The sequence below is a fragment of the Saccharopolyspora elongata genome (assembly GCF_004348985.1).
GTDB lineage: Bacteria > Actinomycetota > Actinomycetes > Mycobacteriales > Pseudonocardiaceae > Saccharopolyspora > Saccharopolyspora elongata.
Map to the genome: position 1 here is coordinate 96,314 of NZ_SMKW01000009.1, position 13,286 is coordinate 109,599.

The 13,286-nt window shown below is 69.9% G+C and carries 13 protein-coding genes; 5 read left to right on the top strand and 8 right to left on the bottom strand.

What is annotated here, in order from left to right; all coding sequences use genetic code 11:
* Positions 1-362 precede the first annotated feature (362 nt).
* Positions 363-1,013: a hypothetical protein gene (locus E1288_RS09825; RefSeq protein WP_132483498.1), complete on the top strand. Its 651-nt coding sequence runs from the start codon at positions 363-365 to the stop codon at positions 1,011-1,013.
* Between the two features lie 50 nt (positions 1,014-1,063).
* Here the strand turns inward: E1288_RS09825 and E1288_RS09830 are convergent, their stop codons facing one another.
* The 3 genes from E1288_RS09830 to pruA form a co-directional block, all read right to left on the bottom strand.
* Positions 1,064-1,711 carry a Pr6Pr family membrane protein gene (locus E1288_RS09830; protein WP_132483500.1) on the bottom strand — a complete coding sequence of 216 codons (648 nt, stop codon included), beginning with the start codon at positions 1,709-1,711 and terminating at the stop codon, positions 1,064-1,066.
* Positions 1,712-1,852: 141 nt separating this feature from the next.
* On the bottom strand, positions 1,853-2,782 hold the full coding sequence (locus E1288_RS09835) for a proline dehydrogenase family protein (RefSeq protein ID WP_132483502.1): 930 nt from the start codon (positions 2,780-2,782) through the stop codon (positions 1,853-1,855).
* 167 nt (positions 2,783-2,949) lie between these two features.
* On the bottom strand, positions 2,950-4,578 hold the full coding sequence (gene pruA / locus E1288_RS09840; protein WP_132483504.1) for an L-glutamate gamma-semialdehyde dehydrogenase: 1,629 nt from the start codon (positions 4,576-4,578) through the stop codon (positions 2,950-2,952).
* A 148-nt stretch (positions 4,579-4,726) separates the two neighbouring features.
* On the opposite strand from pruA, the gene E1288_RS09845 reads away from it, so the two are divergent.
* Positions 4,727-6,394, top strand: coding sequence for a PucR family transcriptional regulator (locus E1288_RS09845; RefSeq protein ID WP_408013190.1), 1,668 nt, complete (start codon positions 4,727-4,729; stop codon positions 6,392-6,394).
* A 244-nt stretch (positions 6,395-6,638) separates the two neighbouring features.
* Here the strand turns inward: E1288_RS09845 and E1288_RS09850 are convergent, their stop codons facing one another.
* Positions 6,639-7,220 (bottom strand): short chain dehydrogenase, encoded by a 582-nt coding sequence (locus E1288_RS09850; RefSeq protein ID WP_132483506.1) that lies wholly within the window; start codon positions 7,218-7,220, stop codon positions 6,639-6,641.
* A 147-nt stretch (positions 7,221-7,367) separates the two neighbouring features.
* Between E1288_RS09850 and E1288_RS09855 the strand changes: the two genes are divergently transcribed.
* A complete protein-coding gene (locus tag E1288_RS09855; protein WP_132483508.1) occupies positions 7,368-8,261 on the top strand; it encodes a helix-turn-helix transcriptional regulator in 894 nt (297 codons plus the stop codon).
* Positions 8,262-8,351: 90 nt separating this feature from the next.
* On the opposite strand, the gene E1288_RS09860 is transcribed toward E1288_RS09855, so the two are convergent.
* The 4 genes from E1288_RS09860 to E1288_RS09870 form a co-directional block, all read right to left on the bottom strand.
* Complete coding sequence (locus E1288_RS09860) at positions 8,352-8,633, bottom strand: hypothetical protein (protein WP_132483510.1); 282 nt, start codon at positions 8,631-8,633, stop codon at positions 8,352-8,354.
* Between the two features lie 104 nt (positions 8,634-8,737).
* A complete protein-coding gene (gene coaA, locus E1288_RS09865; RefSeq protein ID WP_132483512.1) occupies positions 8,738-9,670 on the bottom strand; it encodes a type I pantothenate kinase in 933 nt (310 codons plus the stop codon).
* A 150-nt stretch (positions 9,671-9,820) separates the two neighbouring features.
* The gene (locus E1288_RS49810; RefSeq protein WP_268951823.1) at positions 9,821-9,943 is read right to left on the bottom strand and encodes a hypothetical protein; all 123 of its coding nucleotides are present in this window, start codon (positions 9,941-9,943) and stop codon (positions 9,821-9,823) included.
* 40 nt (positions 9,944-9,983) lie between these two features.
* A complete protein-coding gene (locus E1288_RS09870) occupies positions 9,984-11,435 on the bottom strand; it encodes an amino acid permease (protein ID WP_132483514.1) in 1,452 nt (483 codons plus the stop codon).
* A 337-nt stretch (positions 11,436-11,772) separates the two neighbouring features.
* Between E1288_RS09870 and E1288_RS09875 the strand changes: the two genes are divergently transcribed.
* A complete protein-coding gene (locus E1288_RS09875) occupies positions 11,773-12,225 on the top strand; it encodes a universal stress protein (protein WP_093275862.1) in 453 nt (150 codons plus the stop codon).
* Entirely contained in the window at positions 12,206-13,183 is a 978-nt protein-coding gene (locus tag E1288_RS09880; protein ID WP_235883456.1) for an adenylate/guanylate cyclase domain-containing protein, read from the top strand. The genes E1288_RS09875 and E1288_RS09880 overlap by 20 nt, the downstream gene beginning before the upstream one ends.
* The last annotated feature ends 103 nt before the right edge of the window (positions 13,184-13,286 follow it).

A 13,286-nucleotide genomic window follows, 5' to 3' on the forward strand; every position in this document is an offset into this window, starting at 1 on the left:
ACCGCGATGCCACGATTTCCCCGCTGCCGAACAACGGTACCCAAGAATCGTTGTGCTGCCCAGAAATCCAGCTCAGCGCGCTATTTGACAAATGCCGCGAATCCTGGCCGCGAAGTGATTTGACAAATGCCGCAGATCCTGTCAGCGAAGCGATTTGACAAATCGCCTCGGATGCCTTCTGAGGAGTTGCTGACCTGCGGTTCCGCTGCTGCGGTGGTGTCGCGGAAAACGTGATTCCGGCCGTTTCTCGAACGGGTCTTTCGGAGCGCTATGCCGATGCGGAAGAACCGGGGACGTCGAAACCGGGGCGGCCGAAGAAGTCGAGCAGTGCCGCCGCGGTTTTCCGCGGCTCGTCCTCGGCGATGAAGTGCCCGGCATCGAGCACCGTCGGCGGTCTCGCCGGGTTGCTCGGCGGGCTCGTCGTCCACTTCGCGCTCGCGCCGCTGACCAGCGCGATCGGCGATGGTGTCAAGGCCGGCATCGAGGAGCTGGTGGAGTTCAACCCGCTGCTGGCCGGTGCGGTGGCCGGGCTGGTGATGTGGCCGGCGATCATCGGCGGCGTCTACCACGCGGTGATCCTGCCGCTCGTGCTGGTCGAAATGGGGGAGAAGGGGCACAGCTTCTTCGGCGCCATCGACATGGTGGGCCTGGTGATGGTCAGCCTCGGGATCACGCTGGCGAACGTGGTGCTGCCGCGCAGCAGCGGCGAGCGCGCGCTGGCGGCCTCGGGTGCGGCGGTCAACTTCGGCTTCGGCACCTTCGTGGAGGCGGCGTACCCGTTCCTGCTCGCCGACAAGCGGGTCTTCGCGGGCGCGTTGCTGAGCGCGGCGGCGGGTGGCGCGCTGGTGGGCTGGACGGGCTCGGAAGCGACGGCCTACCTGCCGGCGTTCGTGCCGCCGTTCATCGCGACGAACAAGCTCGGCATGGCCCTGGCGATGCTGGTGGCGTGCGCGTGCGCCTTCGCGGTGACGGCCTTGGCGAACCTCCACCACCGCCGGAAGCAGCGCGCCTGAGGCACGTTTCCGGTGGTGCGTGCGGTTTCAATTGAAACTGCGCGCGAAGGTCAGGCCGCGACGCGTGGCACGGCGGGGACTGCGACCGCGGGCGCGTTGCGGGGGAGCGCCCGGTCGACGGCCACCATCGCCAGGCCGAGGAGCCAGAAGGCTCCGCCGTAGATCACCACGTTGAGCGCCATCCCGTCGTAGCCGAGGGTGTTGACGTCCAGGAACGGGTACGGGTACCGGTCCAGCAGCGCGCCCCGGATCAGGGCGAACGCCAGGTAGCCGAACGGGTAGGCGAGCCAGTGCAGCGCGTTGGCCCAGCGGAACCGGCGGTGCTCGTCGAACAGCAGCCAGTCGACCGCCGCTGCGATCGGGGTGACCAGGTGCACCAGCTGGTTGCCCAGTTCCCAGGCGCCGGACAGCGTCGCGGTCATCTGGAACGGCTGCCCGGCCAGCACCAGGTTGTAGACCAGCCCGGTGATCGCGATGTAGAGCGTCGTGCCGCCCTTGAGCCACTTCGGCGGGTGTCCCGCTCCGCACGCCGTCGCCACCGCGGCCCAGGCGAACACGACGGCCACCACGACGTTGCTCTGGATGGTGAAGTACACCAGGGCGCCGGTGAAGCTGCCGTCCTTGGTGCTCAGGTAGATCCCGACGACGGCCGCGAGCGCCACGGCGATCCGGAAGAGCGTTGCGGCCGGCCTGTGCATGTTGTGTCCCACCCAGAAACGCGAAGAATCTTTCAAGATTCAGATTAACGACGCGAACCGGGCGTGCCGACGTGATCTGCGGCGCATGGGAAACGGCCCGGCCCGAAAGGGAATCGGGCCGGGCCGTTCGGGGGCGCCGGATCAGTTCTGGGAGATCAGCGAACGAAGGAAGAAGACCAGGTTGGCCGGGCGCTCGGCGAGGCGGCGCATGAAGTAGCCGTACCACTCGTCGCCGTAGGCCACGTACACCCGCAGCTTGTTGCCCTCCGCGGCGATCCGCTTCTGCTCCTCGGCCCGGATGCCGTACAGCATCTGGAACTCGTAGCTGTCCGCGCTGCGCCCGGACCGCGCGGCCAGGTCGGCGGCGATCGCGACCATCCGCGGGTCGTGGCTGGCCACCATCGGGTAGCCCTCGCCCGCCATCAGGATCTTCAGGCAGCGGACGTACGAGCGGTCCACCTCGGACTTGTCCTGGTAGGCCACCGAGGCGGGCTCGGAGTAGGCGCCCTTGCACAGCCGGACCCGGGAGCCCTCGCCCGCCAGGTCGCGGCAGTCCTGCTCGGTGCGGTGCAGGTACGCCTGCAGCACCGCGCCGACCCACGGGAAGTCCACCCGCAGGTCGCGGAGGATGCCCAGCGTCGAGTCGGTGGTGGTGTGGTCCTCCATGTCGAGGGTCACCGTGGTGCCGGCGGCGGCCGCGGCCTCGCAGATCAGCCGCGCGTTGTCCAGGGCGATCTTCTCGCCGTCGCTGGGCAGGAACTGCCCGACCGCGGAGAGCTTCACCGAGACCTCGGCCCGGTCGGCCAGGCCCTCGGTGGCGAGCACCTCCAGCATCTGCTGGTAGGCGCGGACGGTGTCGGTGGCCTGCTGCGCATCGAGGGTGTCTTCGCCGAGGTGGTCGAGCGTGACGTACATGTTCTGGTCACGCAGGGCCCGGGTGGCCCGGACCGCGTCCTCGGGCGTGGTGCCGGCCACGAACCGCTCGACGACCGGCTTGGTCAGCGGGTTGGCCTCCACGAGTCGGCGCACGCCCTGGGAACGGGCGGCGGCCAGCAGGGTGCTGCGCAGCATCGTGGTCTCCTTCTTTGCAGCTGTGCTCGGGGGTTTCGGGGATCTCCTGCCTTCCGCGTTGCCTGCAGTCGAAAGTGCGTGCCGCGGTTCGCCGAACGGGCGAAGGGTCCGGAGTGGGGAACTGCTCGGGGGTTCGGGGCGCCCTCGGCCGAGGGCGCCCCGAACGCTCAGCCCATGTGGGGGTAGGAGATACCGGTGGGGGCGTCCCAGGTTTCCTTGATCGCCCGAGGGCTGGTCCACCGCTGGATGTTCAGCAGCGAACCGGCCTTGTCGTTGGTGCCGGAGGCGCGGCTGCCGCCGAAGGGCTGGCGGGAGACGATCGACCCGGTGGGCTTGTCGTTGACGTAGAAGTTGCCGGCCGCGCCGCGCAGCTTCTGGTGCGCCAGCTCGATGGCGCTGCGGTCGGTGGCGAACACCGCGCCGGTCAGCGCGTACGGGCTGGAGGAGTCGACGACGTCGAGGATCTCGGAGTACTTGGCGTCGTCGTAGACGTGCACGGCGATGATCGGCCCGAAGTACTCGGTGGTGAACACCTCGTCGGCCGGGTCGTCGCAGACCAGCACGGTGGGCTCGACGAAGTAGCCGACCGAGTCGTCGTAGCCGCCGCCGGCGAGGACCTCGATGGAGTCGGTCTTGGCCGCGCGGTCCAGGGCCGCCTTGTGCTTGGCGAAGGCGCGGGCGTCGATGACGGCGCCGCCGAAGAAGGAGAAGTCGGTGACGTCGCCGTAGCGGACGGAGCGGGTCAGGTCGGCCAGCTCGTCGCGCAGGCCGCCTTCCCAGATCGAGCGCGGCACGTAGGCGCGGGACGCCGCCGAGCACTTCTGGCCCTGGTACTCGAAAGCGCCGCGGGCGAACGCGGTCGCCAGCGGGGCCGGGTTGGCCGAGGGGTGCACGACGATGAAGTCCTTGCCGCCGGTCTCGCCGACGATGCGCGGGTAGCTGCCGTAGCTGTCGAGGTTGTCGCCGACGATCCGCCACAGCTTCTTGAAGGTGGCGGTGGAGCCGGTGAAGTGCAGGCCGGCGAAGCCCGGGTCGGTCAGCGCGACCTCGCTGACGGCCTGGCCGTCACCGGTGACGAGGTTGATCACGCCCGCCGGGAGGCCGGCGGCCTCGAACAGCCGCATGGTGAAGTGCGCGGCGAACTGCTGCGAGGGGGTCGGCTTCCACACCACGGTGTTGCCCATCAGCGCGGGCGCGGTGGGCAGGTTGCCGGCGATGGCGGTGAAGTTGAACGGCGTGATCGCGGTGACGAAGCCGTCCAGCGGGCGGTAGTCCATGCGGTTCCACTCGCCGGGAACCGACCGCGGCTGCTCGGCCATGATCTGCCGCGCGTAGTGCACGTTGAACCGCAGGAAGTCGATGAATTCGCAGGCGGCGTCGATCTCGGCCTGCTGCACCGACTTGGACTGGCCCAGGATGGTGGCGGCGTTGATGGTGTCGCGCCACGGGCCGGCGAGCAGGTCGGCGACGCGCAGCAGCACGGCGGCGCGCTCGTCGAACGACGTCGCGGCCCACGCGGGGGCGGCGTCCTTGGCGGCCTGCACGGCGTCGGCGACGTCCTGGGTGGTGGCCTGCGCGGCGGTGCCCAGCACGTGCTGGTGGTCGTGCGGCTGGACCACGTCGAACTCGTCACCGCCGCCGAGGCGCTGCACGCCACCGATGGTCTGGGTGAGCTCGATGCGCTCGGACTCCAGCTCCGCGACCCGCTTCTGCAACGACTCCCGCTCCGGCGAGCCGGGCGCGTAGCCCTTGACCGGCTCGTTGTAGGGCACCGGGACCGAAGTGATGGCGTCCATGGCCAATTTCGCCTCCTTGCGAGAGTCGCTGTCTGGGACAAGGGTCCTGTTACTTGGGAGATTAAGGTTTCGTTAGCGCCCCGGGCTTGTCCATTCGGCTATCGTTGTCAATATCGGATTGTCCGGTTGAACAAGTGGGGTTCCTGGGTTGCACGAGGTCGAAAACTCCCCGGCGGTGGACGCGGTGGGCGTCGCCGTGGTGGGGGTGCCATTGCGCCAACTCCTGATCGCCGTGGGCGAGCCGCTGGTCGACGTGCTCGCGGCGCCGCGCGGCTTCGAGGTCGAGGTGCGCGACGTCGTCATTGTCGACCCGGAGGAGGAGTCCGGCAGCGGGCGCAACGGCGACTTCGTGCTGGTCATCGGCGCACGGGGCCGGGCGGCCGCCCGGCTGGTGCGTGCGGCGGCGCGCGACAGCGCGGCGGCCGTGGCGGTGAAGGTCGACTCGGAATCCGATGCGCGAGCCCTGCGGGACACCGCGATCGACTGCCGGATCGCGCTGCTGGGCGTGCGGCCCGAGGTCCGCTGGGAGCGGCTGGAGTCCTTCGCGCGTTCGGCCGTCGACAACGCCCGCCTGACCACCGACGCGGATCTGGGCGAGGCGCTGGGGGACCTGTTCTCGCTGGCCCAGACGGTGGCGGCGATGACCGAGGGCATCGTCGCGATCGAGGACACCGCGAGCCGGGTGCTCGCCTACTCGCGCTCGGACGACGAGGTCGACGAGCTGCGCCGGCTGTCGATCCTGGGCAGGCAGGGGCCGGAGCCGTACCTGGCGATGCTCCGGGAGTGGGGCGTCTACCAGCGGCTGCGCGCCGGCGAGGACGTCGTGCGGATCGACGAGCGGCCCGACCTGGGCATCCGCCGCCGGATGGCGGTCGGCATCCACGCGGGCACCCAGCCGCTGGGCACGATCTGGGTGCAGGAGGGCAAGCGGCCGCTGTCGGAGCACTCCGAGCGGGCGCTGCTGGGCGCGGCGCGCGTGGCGGCGCTGCAGCTGATCCGGCAGCGCACCGAGGCCACTGCGGGGCCGCGGTTCCGGGAGAACCTGCTGACCGGGCTGCTCGACGGCCTCATCGACGCCCAGTCGGTGGCCGACAACATCGGCGCGGACCCGGCGAAGCCCGCGGTGGTCGTGGTGTTCACGCTGCGCCCGCCGGACGCCAGCGCGGACCGCTCCGAACTGGAGCTGCAGCGCGCCGAGATGACCAGCCTGATCTCGGTGCACGCCTCGGCCTACCGGCGCAGCGCGCTGGTCACCACCATCGGCTCGCGGGTGTACGTGCTGCTGCCGGACCTGCCGGAACGCTCGGCGGTGGCGTCGGCGCTGAGCCTGACGCGGGAGATCGTGGCGGCGGCCAAGCAGCACCTGCGGGCGCGGGTGCAGGTGGGCGTGGGCTCGGCGGCTCGGACGCTGGACGAGGTGGCGGAGTCGCGCACCGAGGCGGACCGCATCCTCGACGCGATGACCCACGACCTGCGCGCGGAGATCGCGACGATCTCGGACGTCCGGGCGCAGGTGGTGATCAGCGAGATCCTGACGGTGCTGCAGGGCAACGAGCGCTTCCGCGACTCCCGCCTGGCGGTGCTGCACGAGCACGACGCGGAGCACGGCACCGATCTGGCCCGCTCGCTGCTGGCGTACCTGGAGGCGTTCGGCGACGTCCGGGGAGCCAGCGACGGCCTGCACGTGCACCCGAACACGCTGCGCTACCGGGTCCGCCGGGCCGGCGAGATCACGGGCATCGACCTCACCAACCCGACGGAACGCCTGAGTGCCCACCTCCAGCTGCTGCTGTCCCGCCGGGCCGCCCGCCGCTGACCGCTATTCGGTGGCGTCCTTGCGGGTGGTCGCCACCAGCGAGGAACTCGGTGCTGTAGTCCTGGAGAATTCGCGCCACTCGGCGACGGTCGAGGGCTGGGACGGATCCATGGGTGAAACTCCTTCGGCGGTACGTGCGGGCCAGTCTCGCGGAACCCCGAGGCCTTCCGGGCGGATTTGCCCCTTCAGGCCCGGCTTCGTGCCCACCCGTCGCCGACGACCATCCCTCCACATAGGACCCGGTTCACGTCAGGCGCCGGCCTTGGACGCCGGATTCCACCGCTTCCACGTAGCGGCCCGCGATCTCGGCGGCCGGAGTGCCCGGGGTGCCGTCCATCCCCAAGCGGACCAGGGTTTCCCGGACCCAGCCCGGGCTGACCGCGTTCAGGCGGATGCCGCGGGGGAGCTCGACCGCCGCGGCTTGGGCGAAGGCGTCCAGGCCGGCGTTGACCACGGCGGCGAACGAGCCGCCCGGCAGCGCCTCCCACCTGCCGCTGGTGATGGTGATGGATCCGCCGTCCCGCAGGTACTTCGGAGCCCGGCGGACCAACGCGATCTGCCCCAGCAGTTTCCCCTGCAGCCCAAGGGTGAACTCGGCGTCGGACGACTCGACGAGCGAGGCCAGCCGACCGCTCGCCGCGCAGCAGACGATCGCGTCGACCGGGCCCACCGACTCCAGCAGCGCGTCGATGGAGCCGGGGTCCTCCATGTCGACCCGCAGCGGCCCGCGGCGCGCCGCGCGCAGCACCTCGTGACCGCTGGCTTCCAGTGCCTCGGCCACCGCGCCGCCGATGATTCCCGTTGCCCCGATGACGATCGCCTTCACGATGTTCTCCTCACCATGTTCGATGTTGCGGGAACCAGCCTGCGACGCCCGGCGAGCGCTACCCAGCCCTCTGCGGCGTGTACACCCGCGGTGCCTGCACCTGGCAGGTGCAGGTTCGACGCCGCCGGAGGCGGCATGATGGGCGGCGTGGATCAGCGTTCCGAGCTGGGGGAGTTCCTGCGTTCGCGGCGGGCCAGGATTGGCCCGGAGGAGGCCGGGATCGTCACCTACGGCGGTCGTCGCCGAGTGCCCGGACTGCGCCGGGAGGAGCTGGCGCAGCTCGCCGGGGTGAGCGCCGGGTACTACACGCGCCTGGAGCAGGGGCAGAGCCCGAACGCCTCCGATGCGGTGCTCGACGCCGTCGCCCGCGTGCTGCGCCTGGACGAGGACGAACGGGCGCACCTCTACGGCCTGGCGAGGCGGAAACCCAAGGGGCGCAAGAGGTCTCGGCCCGAGCAGCTCCGCCCGGCGATCCGCGTCATGATCGAGTCGTTCGGCGATGTTCCCGCGCTCGTCCTGGGGCGGCGCACCGATGTGCTGGCCTGGAACCGGATGGCGCACGCGCTACTCGCCGCTCACCTCGACTTCGACGCCCCGCAGCGGGTCGCGGACCGGCCCAACTGGGCGCGGCTGTTCTTCCTCGACCCGCACCTGCGCGAGCTGTTCGGCGACTGGGCGCGCAAGGCCAAGGACACCGCGGCCGACCTGCGGCTGATCGCGGGGCGGTACCCGGACGATCCGAAGCTGACCGAGCTGATCGGCGAACTGACGATGAACAGCCCGGAGTTCGCCGCGCTGTGGGCGGCCCACCCGGTCAGCGGCTGCGCCCACGACCGCAGGTCGTACCACCACCCGCTGGTCGGAGCGTTGACGCTCGGCACCGAACTGCTGCAAATCCCGGACGACGAAGGCCAGCGGATCGCGGTGTTCAACGCGGAGCCCGGCTCGTCCTCGGAAGCGGCGCTGAAGCTCCTCGCCGACCTCACCTTCGCGAGCACCATCCCGCGCCCCCTCCGCAGCCCGGAACCAGACCCGCGGTGACGCCAGCGGCCGAGCCGCGTTCGGTGTTGATCACCTGGGCCGTGATCCAGCGGGCTTCGTCCGTGGCGGGCCGGATCGCCGGGTGGAAGGTCAGAGCCGGGCGGCGAGTCGCTCCTGCAGGGTCGCGTAGTCGTGGTGGGGGAAGATCTCGGGGAAGACGCGGAGCATCGACTTCAGGTATCGCGCCGTGTGGTGGAAATCGTCGCGCGCCAGGGACGCGTCGGTGAACAGGTACTGCCAGCCGAAGGTCCCCTTGGTCAGCGCCAGCGCCTCCAGGTAGCCCAGGTCCATCTGCAGGGCGCCGATTCGGGCGTCCCACACCCAGATCTCCTGCGGAGCCCGGTTCGGCTCGACGCGGATCGAGACGACCACGCCGGTGCCCGCGCGCGGGTGGCCGTCGATCTCGTTGCTCCAGTTTCGGTGTGGCCGACCGGAGGTTACTGGAGCCGCGGGTTCGCCGTGATCGTTCTTGCGGATCAGAGCTTGCGGAGGCGGACCCGGTTGATCGAGTGGTCGATGTCCTTGCGCAGCACCAGGGTCGCGCGGGGGCGGGTCGGGAGGATGTTCTCCACGAGGTTCGGCTCGTTGATCGTGCGCCACAGGTGCTCGGCCTCGGCGCGGGCCTCCTCGTCGGAGAGCTCCGAGAAGTGGTGGAAGTGCGAGTCCGGGTTCGCGAACGCCGTGCTGCGCAGCGCCAGGAAGCGGTCGGTGTACCAGCGGGCGATGTGGTCGGTGTGTGCGTCGACGTAGATCGAGAAGTCGAACAGGTCCGACACCGCCAGGCTCGGGCCCGGCTGCAGCACGTTCAGGCCCTCGATGATCAGGATGTCCGGCTTGCGGACCACGTTCCGCTCGCCGGGCAGGATGTCGTAGGCGACGTGCGAGTAGACCGGCGCGGTGACCTCCGGGGCGCCGGACTTCACCTCGGTGACGAAGCGCAGCAGCGCCCGCCGGTCGTAGCTCTCCGGGAAGCCCTTGCGGTGCATCAGGCCGCGGCGCACCAGTTCGGCCTTCGGGTACAGGAAGCCGTCGGTGGTGACCAGGTCGACCCGCGGGTGGTCGGGCCAGCGCGCCAGCAGCGTGCGCAGGATCCGCGCGGTGGTCGACTTGCCGACCGCGACGCTGCCCGCGATGCCGATCACGAACGGCACCTTCGTGCCGTTCGTCTCCTCGCCCAGGAACGTCGTGGTGGTCTCGTGCAGCCGCTGGCGTGCCGCCACCTGGAGGCTGATCAGCCGCGACAGCGGCAGGTAGACATCGGCGACCTCGGCGAGGTCGACCGGCTCGCCGAGCCCGCGCAGGGCGACGAGCTCGTCCTCGGACAGCGGTAGGGGCAGGGAATCGCGCAGCTCCCGCCACTGCGCTCGGTGCAGCTCGACATACGGGCTCAGTTCGCGAACGCGCGTCACAAGTACCCCTCGGCATTGAGGCCCGGCAGGAACTCCAACGCCCCCGGGAACTTCCGGCGACGCCCGGGAAAACCCTAGGACGCCGGAGCCCCGCCGCGCTGTGATCCAGTGCACGCTGAGACACAGCGAACACCCTTGATCGATCGCGACTCATTCCGCTTCGCGGACAACAACTTCCATTTCCGCAATTTCAATGGAAATCGGACCTTCGATTTCCATTGAAATTGCGCCTGAACGCCGGAACGCCGGACGACGCAGGGGGAGGGGCGTCATCCGGCGTTCCGGGTTCCGGTCGTGGACCGGGGTCAGCAGGTCACTTCGGCGGCTCGGTCGTGATGACCTCGTTCAGCTTCGACTTGCGGTAGCCGTAGGCGAAGTAGATCGCCAGGCCGATGGCGAACCAGGCGGCGAACCGCAGCCAGGTCACCGGGTCGAGGAACGTGACCAGCCAGATCGAGAACACGATGCCGATGATCGGCACGATCGGCATGCCCGGGCACTTGAAGCCGCGCGGCAGGTCCGGCCGCTTGTAGCGGAGCACGATCACGGCGGCGCACACGATCACGAACGCCAGCAGGATGCCGATGTTGGTCAGCTCCGCGGCCTCGCCGATCGGCAGCAGACCGGCGATCCCGGCCGAGGCGATGCCGATGAGCCAGGTGAAGCGGCTCGGCACCTGCTTCACCGGGTGGGTCTTGGAGAACCACTTCGGCAGCAGGCCGTCCCGGCTCATCGCGAAGCCCACGCGGGTCACGCCGAGCATGAAGGTGAACAGCACGGTGAGGATGCCCAGGATGGCGCCGACCGCGATGATCGCGCCGAGCACCGGCAGGCCGACGTCGGCGAAGGCGGTGGCGAACGCGCTCTCGCTGCTGATCTGCTGGAACGGGACCATGCCGGTGAGCACCAGGCAGGCCAGCACGTAGAGCACCATCGAGATGGCCAGCGAGTACATGATCGCCTTCGGCATGTGCCGCTGCGCGTCCTTGGACTCCTCGGCCGCCGTGCTCATCGCGTCGTAGCCGAAGACCGCGAAGAACACCGTCGCCGCACCGGCGAACGCACCGCTGATGCCGAACGGGAAGAACGGGTTGTAGTTGCCTGCGTTGATGTGGAAGGCGCCGACGACGATCACGACCAGCACCACGGCGACCTTCAGGTACACCAGCATCGTCTCGAAGCGCGCCGCGCTCTTCATGCCCTGGTTGAGGATGAAGGCGATCAGCAGGCACAGCAGCGCCGCGAACAGGTTGATCTTGTAGCTGCCTTCCGGCGCGGCACCGGCCTCGGTGCCCGGCGCGCCCATCATCCACAGCGGTAGATCGATGTTGAGGAAGCCGAGTAGCTCGTTGAAGTACCCGGAGATGCCGATGGCGACCACCGCGACGATCGCGGTGTACTCCAGCAGCAGGTCCCAGCCGATCAGCCACCCGACGACCTCGCCGAGCACCGCGTAGCCGTAGGTGTAGGCCGAACCGGCCTTGGGGATCATGCCCGCGAACTCGGCGTAGGAGAACGCCGCGGCCGCGCTGGCGATGCCCGCGATCAGGAACGAGATCAGCACCGCCGGCCCGGCCTTCTCGTTGGCCACGGCGCCGGCCAGGGAGAAGATGCCGGCGCCGATGATGCCGCCGACACCGATCGCGGTGAGCTGCCACAGGCCCAGCGTTCGCTTGAGCCCGGTGTCGCCGCCGTCCTCGATGATCGAGTCGATCGGCTTGCGACGGAATATCCCTCGCCCGGGTTGGAGACTTGGTGTGGTCACGGCTTCTCCCGATGCATTTGTTCTCGCGAAACGGTACGTACATGGCGTGATCCGGCCCGGTGGACGTCCCGCGCAACGTCGTCCGTGTCCTGCATCACCAATGGGTTTGCACGTTGCGGCGAAACCTACGCGTCGACGATGTGCAATCTGATTGTGGGGTCGGATGAGAGTTTCCCAGCCGGTTTGGCCAACCGGACAAATTGGCCGGTGAGGGGTCGAAGCCTGCCTCACAGCCGGGCTTGATCGGTAGCGACCCGTGACCCGCGGGCATCGCGATCGTTAGTGTTCACGCCGGAGTCCACCCGAGGCCAGCCCCGCGGCGGAAGTGAGAGTTGTGATGTCCAGTTACCGAACCGTCGTCGTCGGGACCGACGGCTCGGCGCCCTCGTTGCGCGCGGTGGCCCGCGCCGCCGGGGTCGCCGGCGAATCGACGGCCCGGCTGGTGATCGTCTGCGCCTACTACCCGAGCAGCGCGCGGGAGGTGGAGGAGGCGAAGGACGCGCTCGGCGACGAGGCGTTCCAGGTGATCGGTTCGGCCCCGGCCGAGGACACCCTGCGCGAGGCGGCGGACGTCGCCCGCTCGGCGGGCGCGGCGGCGGTCGAGACGTTCGCCTCGGTCGGGGCGCCGGTGTCGGTGCTGCTGGCCGCCGCCGAGAAGGAGGCCGCCGACCTGCTGGTGGTGGGCAGTCGCGGGCTGAACACGTTGAAGGGGCGCATCCTCGGCTCGGTGCCGTCCGAGGTGTGCCGCCGGGCCGATTGCGATGTGCTCGTTGTCCGAACCGCGCGGTAAGCCGTCGATGCGCGGTCGCGAGCTCGAGGAGACCATCCTCGGCGGGCCCGCGCGCTACACCAAAGACGAGGTCGCCGCGGCGGCCCGGGTGCCCGTGAGCCGCGCCGAGCAGCTGTGGCAGGCGATGGGCTTCGCGCACGTCGAAGACGACGCCGTGGTGTTCACCGACGCCGACGTCGCCGCGCTGCGCTCGCTGGTCGAGCTCGTCTCGGCAGAGGTGATCCCGCCGGAGCTGGAGTCGGCGGTGGCGCGGTCGCTGGCCCAGACCATGTCCAGGCTGGCGGAGTGGCAGGTCGGGATCTTCAAGTCGCTGCTGGGCGAGCAGTTCGCGGTGGACGTGGCGACCACCGCGCAGGTCGCCGACGTGATCCTGCCGGTGATGGAGCGGATGCAGGACTACGTGTGGCGGCGGCACCTGGCGGCCACCGCGGCGCGGGAGCTCGCCGAACGCGATCCCGGCGCCGACGAGCGGGTGCAGGTGATCGGCTTCGCCGACCTCGTCGGCTACACCCGGTTGATCCGGGACTTCACCGAGCTGGAGCTGGCCCGGCTGATCGACGGCTTCGAGTCGCTGGCCGGCGGGGTGGTCGCCGAGAACTACGGCCGGGTGGTCAAGACGGTCGGCGACGAGGTGCTGTTCGTGACCGACAACGCTGCGGAGGCCGCCGAGATCGCGCTGACGCTGAACGAGGAGATCGCCAAGACCGACCTGCTGCCGCCGCTGCGGATCGGGCTCGCGATGGGCCCGGTACTCGCGCGCTTCGGCGACGTCTACGGGTCGACGGTGAACATCGCGAGCCGGCTCACCTCGGTCGCCCGCCCCGCTTCGGTGCTGGTGGACCGGGAGGTGGCGGCCGCCCTGCGGGGGCGTGCCGAATACCGGCTGATCTCGGTGGGGCCGACGAAGGTGCAGAGCTTCCGCGGCCTGCGGGCCTGGGCGCTGCGCCGATCGGAGTGACGCCACACGAACGGGCGCATTCAATGTGATCCAAATCCCGTTTCACTTGCATGCGACAAGCAAGTATGCCTGGTATAGGGCCGCCCGGCGTTGATCACCTGGC